This window comes from Gymnodinialimonas sp., assembly GCF_059726805.1.
Map to the genome: position 1 here is coordinate 2056368 of NZ_AP041059.1, position 15935 is coordinate 2072302.

Genomic DNA, 15935 nt, shown 5'->3' on the forward strand with positions numbered 1-15935 from the left:
TCCCGGAGGGCCGCGCTATTCGGGGGGCGGCAGCAGTTTCAACTCGCCGCTGGCTTCCAGATCGCGGATCGTGCTGATCAGATCTGCCATGGCGGCTTCCCCCTCTTCTGGTTTGGGCGTGCCCAGACCTTCCGCCTCGTCGCGCATTTGTTCGGCCAGGCGTTTGGACATGTTTTCCAACAGAAACTCGACCGACAGGGGTGCTGCCGTCAGCCCGGCGGCAAAGGCCACGATGATCGACTGCGGATCCGCTTTGCGCACGATGATCGGCACGTCGGTCGGGTCCACACGAACGGGGATGTGGTTGAACGAGAAGATCGACTTGCGCACTTCCTTGGCAAAGGGCGCGTCGCGGGTGTTGAGCCCGTCGAGCATCTTTTCGCGGGTCGCCTGCGGGGTGGAGTTCAGGATCGCGCCCACCCGTTCGGCGGCTGTCTTGACGAAGGCCTGGGGCGGGATCGCTTCAAGGACCTGGGCGATATGCACACCGATCCGTTCCACCAGCTCTGGCGTAATCGTCTCGGTCAGGGCGACGGTATGGGCCAGGATTTCACCGCGATCCTCGGGCATATCGGCCAGCAGCGCGGCGGCTTTGGCGACGGTCAGCTTCGACAAAAGCACGGCGCAGACCTCGGCGCTTTCGCTTTCGAGAAGCGGCGCGAGGATCTCGACCGGCTGTTTCGCGACCCGCGCCCAGGGGTCATGGCCTTCGCTACGCTCCGCGTCTGTTTTCAACGCGCTGAGGGCGTTTTGGCTCAGGTGCGGCTCCAGCAGAGTCAGGGTTTCTTCCAGCCCATCCGGGAAACTGAGCGCCAGATTGTCGATCAGGAAGGTGAATTCACGCACAATCTCGGCCAGCGTCTTGCGGTCGATCGTGCCAAGCCCGGCGATGATATGGGCGATCCGCGTTTGGTGGTGGGGCGCTAGCCGTTGCACCCCCGGAGACACGCCTTGCCCCAACAAGAGCCGCACGATGACGGCCGCCTTTTGCTGCGGCCCCATACGGCGCGGGGTCACATCGATCATTCGCAGTGGCGGCTCAGCGTCGACATCCAGCGTTGCCGGTTGAGATCCTTGGTCAAATTCGCGCAGCAAGCCCATGTCGGCCCTCTCTCGTCACCCGAGGACAGGCCTAGAGCAAAAGCCTTAAGGATCAGTTAGGGGCGCGGGGCCACCGCGTAAGTCATTAAAAGCGCTCCTTTCGGCGCCCTAATTGGGGTCCCGCCCACGCGGTCGCGCGGGCAGGATCAGGTGCTCTAGCTGGTGGCCGTGGCCACGCAGGTCATCGCCTCTGCGTCCCAGGTCATGCCGCCGGCGCAGCTGATTTGCGCCTCTGCGGCGGGCATGTGCCAGCTGCATTGCGCCTGAGCAATCGCGGGAACGACAAGCAGGATGCTGGCGGCAAGAAGGGTCTTGATCGTCATGAAAGAACTCCTGTTCGGTTGAGCGAAACGTTTACGCAGGGGAAAGGTAACACGACAGCCGCCCCCGGCAAGGCGCGACATCTGTGCCGCCCTTGTCCCGCGCGGGGTGCCTGATCTTTGTGCGTCGCGCGGCGGTGTTAGTCGCCAAAGACGCGGGCAAAGATCGTGTCGACGTGTTTCGTGTGATAGCCGAGGTCGAATTTCTCCCCGATCCCGTCCACGCCGAGCGCCGCCACGACGGCCTCATCGGCCAGAAGCTCCTCACGGAAATCCGTGCGTTCTTCCCAGACCTTCAGCGCGTTGCGCTGGACCATGGCATAAGCGTCCTCGCGGCTGACACCCGCTTGCGTCAGCGCCAGCAGCACCCGCTGGGACATCACCAGACCGGGGAATTTGTTCATGTTGTCCATCATGTTGTCAGGGAAGATCAGCATCTTGTCGACAACACCGGTCAAGCGGTTCAGGGCGAAGTTCAGCGTGATCGTGGCGTCTGGCCCAATCGCCCGCTCGACGGAGGAATGCGAGATATCGCGCTCGTGCCAAAGCGCCACGTTCTCCATCGCGGGCACGACGGCCATGCGCACCAGACGGGCGAGGCCCGTCAGGTTTTCCGTCAGCACCGGGTTCTTCTTATGCGGCATCGCGGAAGAGCCCTTTTGCCCGACCGAGAAGAACTCCGCCCCCTCCAGCACTTCGGTGCGTTGCATATGGCGGATCTCGGTGGCGACGTTTTCGATGCTGCTGGCAATTACACCCAAGGTGGCAAAGAACATCGCGTGGCGGTCGCGGGGGATGACTTGGGTGGAAATCGGCTCGGGCGACAAGCCAAGCTGCGCGCAGACGTGTTCCTCCACGCGCGGATCGATGTTGGCGAAGGTGCCGACAGCGCCTGAGATCGCGCCGGTGGCCACTTCCTCGCGGGCGGCGCGCAGGCGTGTCCGGTTGCGGTCCATCTCGGCATAGAAGCGCGCGAACGTCAGGCCCATCGTCGTCGGTTCGGCATGGATCCCATGGCTGCGCCCCACGCGCACGGTCATCTTATGCTCCAGCGCGCGGCGTTTCAAAGCTGCGAGGAGACGATCTAGATCGCCGAGGAGGATATCGGCCGCCCGCACGAGTTGCACGTTCAGGCAGGTGTCGAGCACATCAGACGACGTCATGCCCTGATGCACGAAGCGCGCCTCTTCGCTGCCCACATGTTCCGCCAGATGGGTGAGGAAGGCGATGACGTCGTGCTTGGTGACGGCCTCAATCTCATCAATCCGGGCCACGTCGAACTCTACGTCGCGGGCCTTCCACACGGCCTCTGCATTCTCGCGCGGGATCACGCCCAGATCGGCCATCGCGTCGCAGGCATGGGCCTCGATCTCGTACCAGATGCGGAACTTGGTCGCGGGCTCCCAAATGGCGGTCATCTCTGGGCGGGAATAACGGGGGATCATGGGCTTGCCTTTCGCGGAGGAATTCGGCTGTCTGATACGAAGCTACGGCAAGGGGGGCAAGGGAATGCGGCGATTGGTGGCTTTGTGGGTCCTGTGCCTCGCAGGCGGCGCCCAGGCCGATGCCTGGGAGGCGCTGGACGGTGCTAGTCTTGTCGCGGCCCTGACCGACCGCACGGTGACCTACGACACGGGCGCGACCCAGCATTTCTATGCCTCAGGCCGCACGCTTTACACCCATGGGGAGCCGTCGTGGGGCTCCTGGCGCGCGGAGAACAACCAATATTGCAGCAATTGGCCGCCCTCGCCGACGTGGGATTGCTATGATGTGTTTCGGGGCGGCACGGCGGGGATCAGTTTCCTAGATGAATGGGGCAATGCCTACCCCGGCGTGATCGAGCCGGAATGAAGCGCCTTGCCGATCTGGAAGGGCGCTGGCGTGTGACGCGTGAGGTTGACGACCGCAGGGCGGGTCTGACCGGACGGTTTGAGGGAGAGGCCGTTTGGGCCCCGGATGCGGAAGGTTTGATCCAGACCGAGGAGGGCGTGTTGAGTTATGGCACGGCACCGCCGATGCAGGCCACGCGCCGCTACCTGTGGCGCGAAGAGGGCGGCGCGCTTCGGGTATTCTTCGAGGACGGGCGCGCATTTCATACCGTCCCCAAGGCGGGGCAGGTGGCGCTGCACGATTGCCCGCCTGACATCTACCGCGTGCGCTATACCTTTGATAGCGCTGAGGTTTTCACAACCATCTGGCACGTCACCGGGCCGCGCAAGGACGCGGTGCTGACCACGCATTTCACAAAGGTAAACGGCGTTAATCCTTAGCTTGCTTTCAGGGGTGACGCGGGCAACTCTCGGACCATGCCGCAATCACTGGAAGTGTCCGCCATGCGCCTGCCTGCCCTCGTCTGTCTTCTGTCCGTCAGTATGGTTTTGCCGGGTGCAGCCCAAGACGGGGAGGCGTTTTTCTGGCATTACAGCGCCGAGTTTCCCATCGATCCAAGCCAAGCGCAGCTGAACCTTGTGGCCACGCAGCCCGGTGACACGTCGACCGGGGATCTGCCCGGCGGGTTGATCTGGGCGCGCTGCGTCCCCGGCAATGCGGCGGGCAATGTGGCCCTGCGGATGGAGGCATATCCCTCCTCCGGGATCGCCTTTGATGCCTATGATGTGCGCATGTCCGACGTGCCGGTCGGCAATGAGTTGATCGTGGCCACGAACATTGTCAGCCCGGAAGTCGGCGACCCCACCGGCGGGCATGAGACCTTCGTGAATGCCCAAGGCCCCGAGATGGCCATGCTGGCCAATGCGCCCTTGTTTTACTACGGCATCACCGGGTTTGACGATTTCTACTACCCCTTCGATCTGACCGCAAACCAGGACTACGTGGGGCGCTTCATCGCCGATTGCGCCAGCCTTACCGCGCCGCCCATCGTCCCCATTTTGCCCCTGCCGATCACACTCGCGCCGGACCTCGGCCCCAACATCTCGGGCCACGACTGGGTGCGGTTCACCGAGATCAGCGATGACATTTTTCAGACGACCTTGCAGGTCAGCTACGGCGTGCCCGAGACCGACGATGTGGTGATCATGGGCCAATGTTTCATCGGCGCCCAGGGGCCACTGGTGGCGCTGCAAGTGGCAGCGGACATCGACGGTTTGGCCGAAAATGCCGCCGCCATCCTGCGGATCAGCAACGGCGCGGGGCAGGAGGTTGAGGTGGAGGGCAGCGTCGTCGGCACGGCGATTGAACTCGGCATCTCGGGGATCGAGCTGGTTCTGGAGATGTCCGACCCCGCATGGCTGGTGATCGCCGGCGATCCCACGGTCCGGTTTGAACGGGTCGGTGGCGCCGGGGGCTTCACGTTGACCGGCAATGGGCCAAGCACCCTCGGGCCGTTTCTTACGGATTGCGATCAGATCGGGGATCTGACGCCCGAAAGTGGCCTAAGCCCTGCCGCTCCGACTGAAGCGCAGGACGGTTATCTGTCCTGCGACAACTTTGGGCGGGTCGCGTCGCGCGAAAGCGGGCGGCCCACGGTCGTCACCTTCCGAAACGAGACGGGCCTCTACCGCGGGCTGCTGTGGATTGACCCCGACGGCGTGCCCGTGGACCAGGGCGGCCTGAACCCGGGTGAGGCGCTCAGCTTCACGACAGACCCCGGCCATGTCTGGATGGCGACCGATGGACCCGGAAATTGTCGTGAGATGATCCAGCCTGTGCCGGGCCAGACAGGTTATGATCTGACAGTGCAGTAATCATTCAAGCGCAATATCTTGCGGCGCGACGTTAAAGTATCACTTTAACCGCTCTCTGCCACTTTGGCGGCGGCCATGATCCGGTCCGCCTTCTTGCGCACGAGCACGCTGCGCAGGTCATGCATCGCCAGCAGAAGCCTGTCGGTCACGTCCTCCAGATCATCTTCGCTGGCACGGCTCTGGGCCCAATGGGTCGTCAGGTTGAGGTAGTCGACCGCGCGGTGGATATCGTCAATATCGCGGTCCGCCAGAACCGCGCGACGCTCCTCCAGCCACTCGGTGATTACGGCGTTCTCCTCGGCGCTCAGCACATGATCGCCGTGGGGTTTGATGTTGCCGTTGCGGGTGTTGACCATCGCGATCTCGTCCATCTCGATCCGGCGCTGCCGGTTCTCGGTGGAGACCCGAAACACCGCAGCGCCGTTTTCGCGAATGCGGAAGTAGAATTCGGGCAGGTCAGTCATGGGGCTTGGTCCGTTGCGGGGCGTTTGGGTGACTGTCCGGGCTAAGGGCGCAGGCGTCAAGGCGCAGGGCTAAACGCGCCGGGCCACCATGTAAAGGCGCGGGGGCGTGCCGGGCTGGGTCAGTTCTTCCACCGCCTCGAACCCAGCGCCGAGGATCGCCGCGCGCAGCGCGTCCACCCGCTGGTGGGTCACGAAGGGCGCCTTGCCAAGAAGCGTCATGACGCTGACGAGCGGCTTGAAGAACCACCTTTCGCCAAGACACGCGGTCTTGGAAATGAACAGCCCGCCGGGTTTCAGCATGCCGTTGATCTGCGCCAGCGCCTCCGCCTGATCGGGCAGCAGATGCAAGAGGTTCAGGGCAAGGATCGCGTCATGGGGCGCGGTTTCCGTGATCTCCGGATCTCCCGTGGCGCCGGTCACGAAGGTGATGTTGTTCGCTCCTGCTTTCGCCGCCTTTTCCCGTGCGATCTCGATCATCGCCGGCGAGATATCGGTCGCGGTGATGCGTGCCACATTGGGGGCCAGCTCCAGCGCGGTCGAGCCGGTGCCGCATCCCAGCTCCAGCACCCGGTCGGTGGGCGACAGATGGGCGATGGTCCGCGCGAGCGTGGCGCGATAGCCCTCCATATCCGAGATCGCCGAAGTCGCGTATTTGGGCGCGGCTTTGTCCCAGAATGTCTTGGATGAGGTCACGGCTGAGGCTCCTTCTCTGCGCCGATCCTACGGCGCGGCGGGTGGGGAGGCCACGGGGAAACTTTGCCCACAACGCCCCCCTTCAGGCCTTGATGGGGGCCAATCCCTTGGCGATCCAGCGCTGTGCGATGGCGAAAACGATCAGCGGCGGCACCATGGCGATGACCGCGAGGGTCAGCGAGGCGGAGGAGCCGATGCGCAACAGGGCGATGCCGCTGACCACCGTCGCGCGGTCCGGGGCGGACGGGTTGGCGACCAGCGGCCAGAGGTATTGGTTCCAGCCGAGTACGAAGAAAAACGCCAAAAGCGCCGCCAGGATCGGGAGGGAGAGGGGCACGATGATGTCGATGAAAACCCGCCACGGACCGGCACCGTCGAGGCGTGCGGCCTCCACCACTTCGGGGGGCAATTGCTTGAGTTGCTGGCGCAGGATCAGGGTGCCGAGGCCCGTGGCGGTGACGGGCAGGATGAGGCCGGTGTAGGTGTTCAGAAGGCCCAGGGCATCCGTGACCAGGATCGTGGGGAGGATGCGGGATTCGATGGGCAGGAACAGCGGCAGGATCAGGAGGGGGAAGATCACGCCCGCCCCCGGCACGCGGAAAAAAACCAGTGCGAAGGCGGCCAGAAGCGAGGTCGCGGTCTTCACGAGGGCCACGCCCGTAGCGATGACGAGGGAGGTGCCCAGAAGCTGCCAGAGGTCGGGTCGCGGGGACGTGGGCGACGGGGGGGCCACCAATTCGGCCAGCGCCGTGGGGGAGAATCCGGCAATCAAAAGGAGTGCGGGCGGCCCCAGCATGAGGACGCAGCCGAGGATCAGGATCACGTGGTCGGTGAGGCGCGCGCGGGGCATGGATAGGGGGTAGCGGGCGGCGGGGGAATGGGCAAGGGGCGGTGGAGAATGCGGGATTGCTCAAGCTTGAGCAGGATACCTAACCCATTGAACAGGCAAGATATTCGCTTTGAACTTAACGATTTGTTAAGGATTTTAGCGCCGCTTTGGGGCGCGGGGCAGAGGGATGGCGCCGGCGGTTAAAGCGTTGCGCCAGAAACCCGAGACATCAGCTTGTTTCGGACCGCGCGCAACATCTCAGTGTCGGGGGCGTTTCCATTTGATCTGCTGACGCAGGTTCAAATCGGAACGCTTTAGTCGAGCAGACGGGCCACCAGTAGCGACAGTGCTCCGGCCGTCTCAGGCATGCCGCGCGCTTGCAGGTCGTCGAGGCCGACGAAGGCGCCATAAAACAGCATTGCGGCGGAGCGGGGGTGGCCGAGCGGCTCTAGAAGGTCCGCGACGTAATCGATGCGCGCCGTGTCGATGGCGGCGACGGCCCGGGCGACCTCGGCGTCGCGCAGGGACCAGGCGCGGATGGCGGGCTCGATCAAGAGGCCGCCGAACCGATCCGGCGCGCCGTCGTTCGCGATCTGCGCCAGGTGGCGCAGCTTGGCTTCGGGCGAGGGGAGGTCGTCTAACGCGGCGACAATGCCGGTGAAGGCCTTGTCCTGCCACATCGCGAGCATGGCGGCGTGGAAGGCGGGGACGTCCTTGAAATGATGGTAGAAACTGCCTTTTGTGGACCTCAGGCGGCGGGCCAGCGGCTCGGCCTTCACGGCCTCTGGCCCGCTTTCAGCAAGCGCGCGGAAGCCTGCGGCGATCCAGTCATCGGGGGTGAGGCGATTTGTCATGAAGGGACCATACGGATGCGTATTGTGCGGCGCAATGGGTTGAGCATACGGTAGCGTATGGAAATTTTACGAGAGGGATTCCCGATGACTGTGCGCGCTTTGAATGTTCCGATTGCGGTGGCCGGGGGGCTGTATCTGGCGACGGCGGCGATCCACGCGTTGGTGGGCGGGCCAGAGGTCAACGCGCCGGTGCAGGCGAGCGACTTGGACCCGCTGGTCCGCGCCGTGTCGGCGGTGGTGTGGCACGCGCTGACGGCCCTGTTCATTGTGCTCGGGGTGGCCCTGCTGTGGACCGCGCGGCGGGTGAGTGTGGCGTTGGTGTGGGTGGTACTGGCGGTGTCGGTGGCGTTTGTGGGCTTGTTTTTGGGGGTTGGAGTCGTGGCGCTGGGGAGCGTATGGCCGATGCCGCAGTGGGTGCTGTTTGGGGGGATTGCGGGGGTTTTGGGGTGGGGGGTTAGGGTGTGTAGCGATGGTCGGTTCTGAGCCCAGGTTCACCGATGCTGCAACCTAAACCAACTGCTCCTTCTTTTGAGCCGCCAAGAACGTGACGAAATCAAAGGCAGTTCTGCTAAGAGTTTGTGGCACAGGATTTTCGACGATTTCGCCGTCAGTGCTGCTTGTGACAGAAACGGCCGTTTTTGGCTTAATTGTTTTGGCAGCTCGGTAATGTCATCAAAATCTTAGATCGAAATATGAGGTGGCGACGCTCTTCGAGAAGAAGGCGATGATAAGGATCACACCACAAACGAACACTGGCCGCGCGAAATGGCTCCGTATCGTTAGCATCTGATATGGCAGGTAGAGCCCAAGCATGAAGCATAGAAAGAACTTCAAGGATGTTTGGGCTCCTAGATACTGACTGATGGACGGCAAAACTCCAAGCTGCTGCGCCCGGAAGATGGCAAGATAGAGTGTCGAAACGCCGATTAAGGTGGTTACAGTGACAAACGCAAAATAAGCACCTCCAAACATCTTCATCCGAAAATAGGCACCATCCCAACGCTGGAATTCACTACGGAAAGAAATTGGCTCTATCGTCTTTCCAACACTTGGCACCGCCATCCAAACTTCTGCAGTAATCTTGTCGAGTATCCAGTCTATCATTCGAGCTGCAAGCAGCATGTGTAATGTCGTGAGTGCCAAAAATATCATTTGTAACAGTTCGGTGCCTGCTTGCTGATGGAGAAAGGCGGCAGCGCTCATGAAGACCGCCGCCAACGCTAGAAGAACGGCGGTGAAACCCCTAGCAACGTCTATAACTGTTTTGGCCTCTAGCGCCTTGACCTCAGGCATACTTAAATCGGCTCCCTTTGAATGCTTTGAAAAAAGTCACAACGAACCAGCTACTTCAAGCGGTTTTTTTCGAGCTAATTTATGACCGGAAAAAGCTCATACGTTCCTGTCACCGGCGATAACAACCGTATTTGGCAAAGTGCTTTTTGAAAGCTGACTTAGACGCTTGCAAAGCGAAAACTCACTCAGTCCCGCAGAGTCGACTCTTCTGTGGCTCGAGCCTTCAGTTCTTTAAAACCTTGCCGAAACTTTGATTCGATAGCGCCCGAACCGCCCCCATGGGGCGGGCTCTTCACGCCCTCCCCTCGGTTCGGGCGCGGTTGCGCGGAGAGGGTGGGGTTTGGGATAGGTAAGGCGGGCCGAGGCCCGCCCTACCGTTCAGCTCAGGTCCGCGCAGAACATTTGGATGCGGGTGCAGGCTTCCTTGAGGTTCTCGTCGGACGTTGCGTAGGAGACGCGGAAGGCGGGGGAGAGACCAAACGCCCCGCCGAAGACGACGGCGACGCCGGTTTCCTCCAGGAGCGCTTTGGCGAAGGTCTCGTCGGTGTCGATTGTTGTGCCTCCGGCAGACGTCTTGCCGATGCAGCCGTGGATGGAGGGGTAGACGTAGAAGGCGCCCTCGGGCGTGGGGCAGTCGATGCCCTCGGCCTCGTTGAGCATCTCGACGACCATGTTGCGGCGGCGCACGAACTTTTCATTGTTGGGGGCGAGGAAGTCCTGGGTGCCGTTCAGGGCCTCGACCGCGGCCCATTGGGAGATGGAGCAGGGGTTGGAGGTGGATTGGGACTGGACCTTGCGCATGGCCTTGATCAGCTCCAGAGGGCCCGCCGCGTAGCCGATGCGCCAGCCGGTCATGGCGTAGGCCTTGGAGACGCCGTTGCAGGTGAGGGTGCGGTCGATGAGGGCGGGCTCGACCTGGGCGGGGGTGGCGAACTGGAAGTCGTCGTAAACGAGGTGTTCGTACATGTCGTCGGTCATCACCCAGACGTGGGGGTGCTTGAGCAGGACATCGGTGAGTTGCTTGAGCTCATGCGCCGTGTAGCCCGCGCCGGTGGGGTTGGAGGGCGAGTTGAAGATGAACCATTTGGTTTTGGGGGTGATGGCGGCGTCGAGTTGCTCGGCGGTGATCTTGTAGCCGGTCTGGGAGGGGCCTTCGACGAAGACGGGCTCGCCCCCCGCCAGCAGCACCATATCGGGGTAGGAGACCCAATAGGGCGCGGGGATGATGACCTCATCACCCGGGTTCAGGGTGGCCATGAGGGCGTTGTAGAGGATCTGCTTGCCGCCGGTGCCGACGGTGACCTGGGAGGTCTCATAGGACAGGTCGTTGTCGCGCTTGAGCTTGGCGACGATGGCCTCCTTCAGCTCGATGATGCCGTCGACCGTCGTGTACTTCGTCTTGCCCGCATCCATCGCCGCCGCGGCCGCGTCCTTGATGTTCTGGGGGGTGTCGAAGTCAGGCTCACCGGCGCCGAGGCCGATCACGTCCTTGCCCTGAGCCTTCAGCTCATTGGCGAGGTTGGTGACGGCGATGGTGGGGGAGGGTTTCACCCGGGCGAGCGTGTCGGAAAGGAAGGGCATCGTGTCGCGTCCTTTGGGGATGGAGGCCGGGATTTCAGGCCTATATTGCGGGTAAGGATTGCATAGAGCGGCCTCCCGCCGCGATCAACCTCTAGGAGGGATTTCCGATGGACGACCTGCCACTGGACGCAACAACGTGGTTCGATGCTGACACGACGACCTTCGGCGACCGCGTCACCGGCGCGCGCGAGGCGGCGGGGCTGACCCAGCCGGAGCTGGCGAAACGGCTGGGGGTGAAGGTGAAGACCATTCGCGCCTGGGAGAACGACCAATCCGAGCCGCGGGCTAACAAGTTGGGGACGCTGGCGGGGATTCTGGGCGTGTCGATGATGTGGCTGCTGGCGGGGCAGGGCGAGGGGCTGGACAGCCCGGAGTTGTCGCAGCCGGTGGACAGCGACGTGGAGAAGATCCTGATCGATCTGCGCCAGATGCGGCAGGAACAGGTCTCCCTGGCCGAGCGCATGGGGTTGATCGAGAAGCGGCTGCGGGCCGCGTTGGGCAACCCATGAGTGAAACGCGGGAAATCCGGCTGAAACGGTTGCGCCTGCGGGCGTGGCATCGGGGCATCAAGGAGATGGATCTGATCCTGGGCGGCTGGGCGGACCGGAATCTGGAGGGCGTAGATGAGGCGACGCTGGACGCCTTCGAGGCGGTGATGGCGGAGTCTGATCACGACCTCTATCAATGGGTGTCGGGCCAGATGGAGGCGCCTGCGGAGCTGGCTCAGATGATCGAGCGGATCGGCGCGGACATGCGTCCAACCTTGGGGCGCGGCGCCTGAGGGGTGAGGTAACCCCCTCATTTGCAAGGATCTTTTTTGACTTAACGGAATGTTCGTGTTTTTCCCCGAATCTACAGCGAAAGCAGTGATTGCGGAGCTAAAATCATGAGTATGCATGCGCCCCTTGCCTCGCCAACCCAGTCCGGGTTCCTGGTGGGCTATTTGGAATCCCTCGCCATGGTGGAGCGCCTGCATCGGCTGCTTCTCGATGTGATCAAGGATGAATTCGAACGGCTGGGGGTGCTGGACATCAACGCCGTCCAGGCCCTGTTGTTGTTCAATATCGGCGACAATGAGGTGACGGCCGGCGAGTTGAAATCGCGCGGCTATTACCAGGGCTCCAACGTCAGCTACAACCTCAAGAAGCTGGTCGACATGGGGTATATGCACCACCAGAAATGCGAGATTGACCGCCGCTCGGTGCGGGTGCGCCTGACCGAGAAGGGCCGCCATGTGCGCGACACCGTCGATGGGCTGTTCGAGCGGCACTCGGAAGGGCTGGAGAAGCAGGGCGTGCTGAGCGCGGACGGCGTGGACCGGCTGAACCACTCGCTCAAGCGGATCGAGCGGTTCTGGTCAGATCAGATTCGCTACATTTATTGAGGCGGTTGCGGGCCTGGGGACGGGTCCGGCAGTCGCCTCGCAGAACGGTTTTGGCCGGGTGATGACACGGGTGATTTGACGTCGTTGGTTCGGTGTAGGTGGTTTGACGTCGTTGGTTCTAGGTCGTTTGTTTGACGTCTTTGGTTTGAGGCCGCTGGTTTGACGTCATTGGTTCGGGGTCGACGGATCGACGTCGGCGGTTTTGAGCGCGGCTCTTGGGGCCCAGTTGGGTGCGAAAATGCCATCAGATCGGTCAATTGGGTAAGGTCGGACCGGGGCAGAGGCGTCGCCCACCCACCCACCCCGACACCTCTGCCCCGGGGCGCTTCTCTGAGTAGGTCGCGTGGGTATCGGAGGATGCGAAGGGCGCATCTCAGAGGGCGTTTTGTCAGGGGGCCGTAGGCCGCGTGTGGGCGTCGTCGATGCGGTGCCGAATGGGACGCTCAGGTTCGGAGGGAGCGCTTCATAGGGCGTTTCGTTGGGGCGATGAGCCGCGAGAGTACGTCGTGGATGCCGTCGCGGATGCGGCGCCAAGTGGGCCGCGCGGGTGCGGGGGGGCGTGTCGGCGGGCGTTTCGTTGGAGGCGTTGAGCCGCTTTAGGACGTCGCGGATGCGGTGCGGAATGGGTCGCTCGGGTGCGGAGGGCGCGTGTCAGCGGATGTTTTGTTAGGGGTGGTGAGCCTCGCAAGGAGGTCGCGAGTGGACGCCGAAGGGGCCATTTGGCTACTGGGAAGGTTAGCCTGGGGCGTTGAAATTGCCGGCCTCAGAGGCCAGGGCTTGGGCTCAGTTGGTTTGAGCGGCGCCAAGGGGGGCGAGGTCGGGCAGGCTGTATCCGGCTTCGGCGAGGGCGGGGCGGATCTGATTGTCGAGGGAGCGCCGAACGACGGGGCCTCGGAAATGCAGCACGATCACGCCGTCGGCGTTGATGAAGAACGTCTCGGGCATCGCGACGACGCCCCAGTCGCGGCCATTTCGGGCCTGCACGTCCGCGCCGATCAGATCATAGGGATTGCCCAGTTCGTCGAGGAAGGACAGCGCCTGGCCCTCTCGATCCCGGTAGTTCACGCCGTATAGCGGCACGCCGGCCTCGGCCAGGGCGGTCAGGGTCGGATGCTCGGCCCGGCAGGGCGGGCACCAGGAGGCGAAGAAATTGAGGATCACGAGATCCTCCTGCTCCAACGCCTCGCGGGTCAGAAGCGGCGTGCCGGGCAGCTCGGTCAGATCCAGGGCGGGGGCCGGGTTGCCCTGCAGCGGCGAGCGCAGGGATTGGGTATCGACGCCGGTGTTCAGCGCATTTTGATTGTTCGCCAATTGCCACCCGGCGATGCCGAAAAAGCCCGCCGTCAGGGCCAGCGGCAGAACCATCAGCCAGTTGATCTTCATGGATTGGCCCCCCGCGTGCGGCGCGCTTCCACGTCCGACAGCCGTTTCGCGACCCGGCGCGCGCGCGCGATGGAGGCGACGATGAGCACCAGTACGCAGGCGATCGTTCCGGCGTAGGCCGACAGGACCGGCACGGCATAGGGTCCAAGATCCACCATCATGCCATTTGCTCCTGCGCGATCAGGGCTTTGAGGCGGCGGGCGCGAATCTCGGTCCGGGTGCGATAGAGAAGGAGCGCGAGGAACAGCAGGAAGAAGCCGCCGATGCAGGTCCAGAGCGGATAGGCGAAAACGTCGGCGACGTTTTCTTCTGCGTCCAGGCTCAGCGATGCGCCCTGGTGCAAGCCCTGGTTCCAGAACAGGATCGCGTAGCGCGAGATGACCGCGAAGACGGTGCCCACGAGGCAGAGGACCGAGGTCAAATCGGCGGCGGCGTCGGGGTTTTCGACCGCCTCCCACAGGGCCATGTAGCCGAGGTAGAAAAGGAATAGGATCAGGAAGGACGTCAGCCGCGGGTCCCATTCCCACCACGTCCCCCACATCGGTTGGCCCCAGACCGCCCCGGTAAAGAGCCCGATCAGCGCGAAAACCATGCCGATGGGCGCGGCGGCCTTGGCGGCCAGCGCGCTGACGTGGTGGCGGCGGATCACCCAGATCAGCGAGGTCACCAGCATCATGAACCAGATGGACGTGGCCATGATCGCGGCGGGCACGTGGATGTATATGATCTTGACCGTCGAGCCCTGGCGGAAGTCATTGGGGGTAAAGAAGAACCCCCAGACCAGCCCGCCGACAAGGCACACGAGTGCCGCGGCAGACACCCAGGGCAGGAGCGCGCCGGAGGTTGCCATGAACCGTCGCGGGTTCGCGTATTCCCAAAGCGAGGACATGGCGGGAACATAGGCCCGCATTTTACCCGTCACAATGCGACGTTCTCGACCGTCCTAGCGCAGATTGACGCGGAGTGCGGCGGCGGCGGCGAAGGGCAAAATCGCGCAGGCCCCAAGGGTGATGCCCGCCGTCAGGATCAGGGGCGTGGCGGCGTCGAGCCCCTGGACACCTCGGGTCGCGGTGAGGGCGCCGAAGATCAGCGTCGGCACGTAAAGCGGCAGGACCAGCAGCGACAACAGGAGCCCGCCGCGCTTGATCCCCACGGTCAGCGCGGCGCCGAAGGTGCCGATGGCCGAAAGCGCGGGCGTGCCGACAAGGAGCGAGGCGATCAGCCAGGGAAACCCCGCCGCGGGCAGGTTCAGCATCACGCCCAGAAGCGGCGCGGCAGCAACCAGCGGCAGGCCGGTCGTCAGCCAATGGGCCAGCGCTTTCAGGGCGGCGGCGGCTTCCAGGGGCAGGGGAGAGGTGGCGATCAGGTCCAGCGTCCCGTCCTCCCAATCCAGCTGGAAGATCCGGTCGAGCGACAGAAGGCAGGCCAGAAGCGCCCCGAGCCAGAGGAGACCGGCGGCGATCTCGGCCAGGCGGTCGGACTCGGGCCCGATGCCGAAGGGGACGAGGGCGGTGAAAATCAGGAAGAAGGCGAGGCTGAGGCCGAAGCCGCCGCCCGCGCGCAGCGCCAGGGCGAGGTCGCGTTTCAAGAGCCCGATCACAGGGAGGCCCTCAGGAACGGATCGTCGGCGAAGGGGTCATCGGCGGGCAGGCCCTTGGCGATGAAAGGCGTGATGTCGAGGGTGCGGGCGCGCGGCAGGCCCAGGTCGATGTGGGTGGCGATGATTGCGGCGCCGCCCGTTTCCAGATGCGCCTCGACCGCGCGGGCAAAGCGCGCCGTGTTTTCCACGTCGAGAGAGACCGTCGGCTCGTCCAATGCCCAGACGGGCCGGCCCGTGACCAAGAGCCGCGCGAGCGACAGGCGGCGCTTTTGCCCGGCGGAAAGCTCTCCGGCCAGGCGGTCGGCGAGCGGTGCCAGCGCGAAGGCCTCGATGGCCGGCGCGATGGTGGTGGTGCCGAAGATGCCGGCCCAGAACGACAGGTTCTCGGCGACGCTCAATTGCGCTTTCAGCCCGTCGGCGTGGGCGGCGTAGGCGATGGCCCCTTCGGCGCACGCCAGGGTGCCTGCCAGCGGCGGGGTCAGCCCCGCCAGGGTGCGCAGGAGCGTCGTCTTGCCCGCGCCATTGGGGCCGCGCAGGATCAACGCCTCCCCCGAGGTCAGGGAAAACGACACGCCAGCAAGGACTTGCGCGGGCCCGCGGGCGCAGGCGAGGTCGGTGACGGTCAAGACCATGGGGCATTCGGTAGCGGGTTTGGCGGAGGGGGGGAAGGGGACGGTGCGCCCCCACACCTGCGAAAAGCTGCGAGGAGCGTGCGCGGAACGCGCCAGC

Annotated in this window: 21 protein-coding genes; 7 read left to right on the top strand and 14 right to left on the bottom strand. The window is 63.7% G+C overall.

All coding sequences use genetic code 11. The features are described 5' to 3' along the window. Window positions 1-15 precede the first annotated feature (15 nt). The 3 genes from AC6I9R_RS10145 to purB form a co-directional block, all read right to left on the bottom strand. Complete coding sequence (locus AC6I9R_RS10145) at window positions 16-1101, bottom strand: FliG C-terminal domain-containing protein (RefSeq protein WP_461425453.1); 1086 nt, start codon at window positions 1099-1101, stop codon at window positions 16-18. 155 nt (window positions 1102-1256) lie between these two features. Then, window positions 1257-1424: a hypothetical protein gene (locus AC6I9R_RS10150; protein WP_461425454.1), complete on the bottom strand. Its 168-nt coding sequence runs from the start codon at window positions 1422-1424 to the stop codon at window positions 1257-1259. Window positions 1425-1561: 137 nt separating this feature from the next. Then, window positions 1562-2866 carry an adenylosuccinate lyase gene (gene purB, locus AC6I9R_RS10155; protein ID WP_461425455.1) on the bottom strand — a complete coding sequence of 435 codons (1305 nt, stop codon included), beginning with the start codon at window positions 2864-2866 and terminating at the stop codon, window positions 1562-1564. 64 nt (window positions 2867-2930) lie between these two features. Here purB and AC6I9R_RS10160 point away from each other — a divergent pair, with 64 nt between their 5' ends. From AC6I9R_RS10160 to AC6I9R_RS10170, 3 genes are read left to right on the top strand one after another with little or no spacing between them, the layout of a single operon-like run. Continuing rightward, on the top strand, window positions 2931-3272 hold the full coding sequence (locus AC6I9R_RS10160; protein WP_461425456.1) for a hypothetical protein: 342 nt from the start codon (window positions 2931-2933) through the stop codon (window positions 3270-3272). Next, window positions 3269-3691, top strand: a complete 423-nt coding sequence (locus AC6I9R_RS10165) for a DUF6314 family protein (protein WP_461425457.1) — start codon at window positions 3269-3271, stop codon at window positions 3689-3691. The genes AC6I9R_RS10160 and AC6I9R_RS10165 overlap by 4 nt, the downstream gene beginning before the upstream one ends. 36 nt (window positions 3692-3727) lie before the next feature. Next, window positions 3728-5125: a VHL beta domain-containing protein gene (locus AC6I9R_RS10170; protein ID WP_461425458.1), complete on the top strand. Its 1398-nt coding sequence runs from the start codon at window positions 3728-3730 to the stop codon at window positions 5123-5125. A 44-nt stretch (window positions 5126-5169) separates the two neighbouring features. Here AC6I9R_RS10170 and AC6I9R_RS10175 read toward each other — a convergent pair whose 3' ends face one another. The 4 genes from AC6I9R_RS10175 to AC6I9R_RS10190 all read right to left on the bottom strand — a co-directional run bounded on the left by AC6I9R_RS10175 (window position 5170) and on the right by AC6I9R_RS10190 (window position 7965). Beyond that, window positions 5170-5589 (bottom strand): hypothetical protein, encoded by a 420-nt coding sequence (locus tag AC6I9R_RS10175; RefSeq protein ID WP_461425459.1) that lies wholly within the window; start codon window positions 5587-5589, stop codon window positions 5170-5172. Window positions 5590-5658: 69 nt separating this feature from the next. Then, window positions 5659-6282 carry a class I SAM-dependent methyltransferase gene (locus AC6I9R_RS10180; protein WP_461425460.1) on the bottom strand — a complete coding sequence of 208 codons (624 nt, stop codon included), beginning with the start codon at window positions 6280-6282 and terminating at the stop codon, window positions 5659-5661. A gap of 82 nt (window positions 6283-6364) precedes the next feature. Then, a complete protein-coding gene (locus tag AC6I9R_RS10185; RefSeq protein ID WP_461425461.1) occupies window positions 6365-7132 on the bottom strand; it encodes a carbohydrate ABC transporter permease in 768 nt (255 codons plus the stop codon). Between the two features lie 293 nt (window positions 7133-7425). Then, the gene (locus AC6I9R_RS10190; RefSeq protein WP_461425462.1) at window positions 7426-7965 is read right to left on the bottom strand and encodes a TetR/AcrR family transcriptional regulator; all 540 of its coding nucleotides are present in this window, start codon (window positions 7963-7965) and stop codon (window positions 7426-7428) included. Between the two features lie 84 nt (window positions 7966-8049). On the opposite strand from AC6I9R_RS10190, the gene AC6I9R_RS10195 reads away from it, so the two are divergent. After that, window positions 8050-8448 (top strand): hypothetical protein, encoded by a 399-nt coding sequence (locus AC6I9R_RS10195; protein WP_461425463.1) that lies wholly within the window; start codon window positions 8050-8052, stop codon window positions 8446-8448. Between the two features lie 189 nt (window positions 8449-8637). Here AC6I9R_RS10195 and AC6I9R_RS10200 read toward each other — a convergent pair whose 3' ends face one another. Further along, window positions 8638-9258: a hypothetical protein gene (locus tag AC6I9R_RS10200; protein WP_461425464.1), complete on the bottom strand. Its 621-nt coding sequence runs from the start codon at window positions 9256-9258 to the stop codon at window positions 8638-8640. A gap of 378 nt (window positions 9259-9636) precedes the next feature. Next, window positions 9637-10839, bottom strand: coding sequence for a pyridoxal phosphate-dependent aminotransferase (locus tag AC6I9R_RS10205; RefSeq protein WP_461425465.1), 1203 nt, complete (start codon window positions 10837-10839; stop codon window positions 9637-9639). Between the two features lie 107 nt (window positions 10840-10946). Between AC6I9R_RS10205 and AC6I9R_RS10210 the strand changes: the two genes are divergently transcribed. The 3 genes from AC6I9R_RS10210 (at window position 10947) to AC6I9R_RS10220 (ending at window position 12223) form a co-directional block, all read left to right on the top strand. Further along, window positions 10947-11348, top strand: a complete 402-nt coding sequence (locus tag AC6I9R_RS10210; RefSeq protein ID WP_461425466.1) for a helix-turn-helix domain-containing protein — start codon at window positions 10947-10949, stop codon at window positions 11346-11348. Next, window positions 11345-11620, top strand: coding sequence for a succinate dehydrogenase assembly factor 2 (locus AC6I9R_RS10215; protein WP_461425467.1), 276 nt, complete (start codon window positions 11345-11347; stop codon window positions 11618-11620). Before AC6I9R_RS10210 ends, AC6I9R_RS10215 begins: the two co-directional genes overlap by 4 nt. A 105-nt stretch (window positions 11621-11725) precedes the next feature. Next, window positions 11726-12223 (top strand): MarR family winged helix-turn-helix transcriptional regulator, encoded by a 498-nt coding sequence (locus tag AC6I9R_RS10220; RefSeq protein ID WP_068358825.1) that lies wholly within the window; start codon window positions 11726-11728, stop codon window positions 12221-12223. A 783-nt stretch (window positions 12224-13006) separates the two neighbouring features. Here the strand turns inward: AC6I9R_RS10220 and AC6I9R_RS10225 are convergent. Genes AC6I9R_RS10225 through ccmA form a run of 5 tightly spaced genes read right to left on the bottom strand, consistent with a single transcriptional unit; the run spans window position 13007 to window position 15838 of the window. Further along, window positions 13007-13606: a DsbE family thiol:disulfide interchange protein gene (locus AC6I9R_RS10225; RefSeq protein WP_461425468.1), complete on the bottom strand. Its 600-nt coding sequence runs from the start codon at window positions 13604-13606 to the stop codon at window positions 13007-13009. Continuing rightward, window positions 13603-13767, bottom strand: coding sequence for a heme exporter protein CcmD (gene ccmD / locus AC6I9R_RS10230; RefSeq protein ID WP_461425469.1), 165 nt, complete (start codon window positions 13765-13767; stop codon window positions 13603-13605). The genes AC6I9R_RS10225 and ccmD overlap by 4 nt, the downstream gene beginning before the upstream one ends. Next, window positions 13764-14495 carry a heme ABC transporter permease CcmC gene (gene ccmC, locus AC6I9R_RS10235; RefSeq protein ID WP_461425470.1) on the bottom strand — a complete coding sequence of 244 codons (732 nt, stop codon included), beginning with the start codon at window positions 14493-14495 and terminating at the stop codon, window positions 13764-13766. The genes ccmD and ccmC overlap by 4 nt, the downstream gene beginning before the upstream one ends. 54 nt (window positions 14496-14549) lie before the next feature. Next, window positions 14550-15206 carry a heme exporter protein CcmB gene (gene ccmB / locus AC6I9R_RS10240; protein WP_461425471.1) on the bottom strand — a complete coding sequence of 219 codons (657 nt, stop codon included), beginning with the start codon at window positions 15204-15206 and terminating at the stop codon, window positions 14550-14552. Continuing rightward, entirely contained in the window at window positions 15203-15838 is a 636-nt protein-coding gene (gene ccmA, locus AC6I9R_RS10245) for a heme ABC exporter ATP-binding protein CcmA (protein ID WP_461425472.1), read from the bottom strand. Before ccmA ends, ccmB begins: the two co-directional genes overlap by 4 nt. Window positions 15839-15935: the final 97 nt, after the last annotated feature.

Bases quoted from the DNA above. Each gene is read 5' to 3' on its own strand.
- AC6I9R_RS10170 (WP_461425458.1), top strand. From the start codon at position 3,728: ATGCCGCAATCACTGGAAGTGTCCGCCATGCGCCTGCCTGCCCTCGTC.
- AC6I9R_RS10195 (WP_461425463.1), top strand. From the start codon at position 8,050: ATGACTGTGCGCGCTTTGAATGTTCCGATTGCGGTGGCCGGGGGGCTG.
- AC6I9R_RS10145 (WP_461425453.1), bottom strand. From the start codon at position 1,101: ATGGGCTTGCTGCGCGAATTTGACCAAGGATCTCAACCGGCAACGCTG.
- AC6I9R_RS10175 (WP_461425459.1), bottom strand. From the start codon at position 5,589: ATGACTGACCTGCCCGAATTCTACTTCCGCATTCGCGAAAACGGCGCT.
- AC6I9R_RS10215 (WP_461425467.1), top strand. From the start codon at position 11,345: ATGAGTGAAACGCGGGAAATCCGGCTGAAACGGTTGCGCCTGCGGGCG.
- AC6I9R_RS10200 (WP_461425464.1), bottom strand. From the start codon at position 9,258: ATGCCTGAGGTCAAGGCGCTAGAGGCCAAAACAGTTATAGACGTTGCT.
- AC6I9R_RS10225 (WP_461425468.1), bottom strand. From the start codon at position 13,606: ATGAAGATCAACTGGCTGATGGTTCTGCCGCTGGCCCTGACGGCGGGC.
- purB (WP_461425455.1), bottom strand. From the start codon at position 2,866: ATGATCCCCCGTTATTCCCGCCCAGAGATGACCGCCATTTGGGAGCCC.
- ccmA (WP_461425472.1), bottom strand. From the start codon at position 15,838: ATGGTCTTGACCGTCACCGACCTCGCCTGCGCCCGCGGGCCCGCGCAA.
- AC6I9R_RS10165 (WP_461425457.1), top strand. From the start codon at position 3,269: ATGAAGCGCCTTGCCGATCTGGAAGGGCGCTGGCGTGTGACGCGTGAG.
- AC6I9R_RS10150 (WP_461425454.1), bottom strand. From the start codon at position 1,424: ATGACGATCAAGACCCTTCTTGCCGCCAGCATCCTGCTTGTCGTTCCC.
- AC6I9R_RS10160 (WP_461425456.1), top strand. From the start codon at position 2,931: ATGCGGCGATTGGTGGCTTTGTGGGTCCTGTGCCTCGCAGGCGGCGCC.
- AC6I9R_RS10185 (WP_461425461.1), bottom strand. From the start codon at position 7,132: ATGCCCCGCGCGCGCCTCACCGACCACGTGATCCTGATCCTCGGCTGC.
- ccmC (WP_461425470.1), bottom strand. From the start codon at position 14,495: ATGTCCTCGCTTTGGGAATACGCGAACCCGCGACGGTTCATGGCAACC.
- AC6I9R_RS10205 (WP_461425465.1), bottom strand. From the start codon at position 10,839: ATGCCCTTCCTTTCCGACACGCTCGCCCGGGTGAAACCCTCCCCCACC.
- AC6I9R_RS10220 (WP_068358825.1), top strand. From the start codon at position 11,726: ATGAGTATGCATGCGCCCCTTGCCTCGCCAACCCAGTCCGGGTTCCTG.
- AC6I9R_RS10210 (WP_461425466.1), top strand. From the start codon at position 10,947: ATGGACGACCTGCCACTGGACGCAACAACGTGGTTCGATGCTGACACG.
- AC6I9R_RS10190 (WP_461425462.1), bottom strand. From the start codon at position 7,965: ATGACAAATCGCCTCACCCCCGATGACTGGATCGCCGCAGGCTTCCGC.
- ccmD (WP_461425469.1), bottom strand. From the start codon at position 13,767: ATGATGGTGGATCTTGGACCCTATGCCGTGCCGGTCCTGTCGGCCTAC.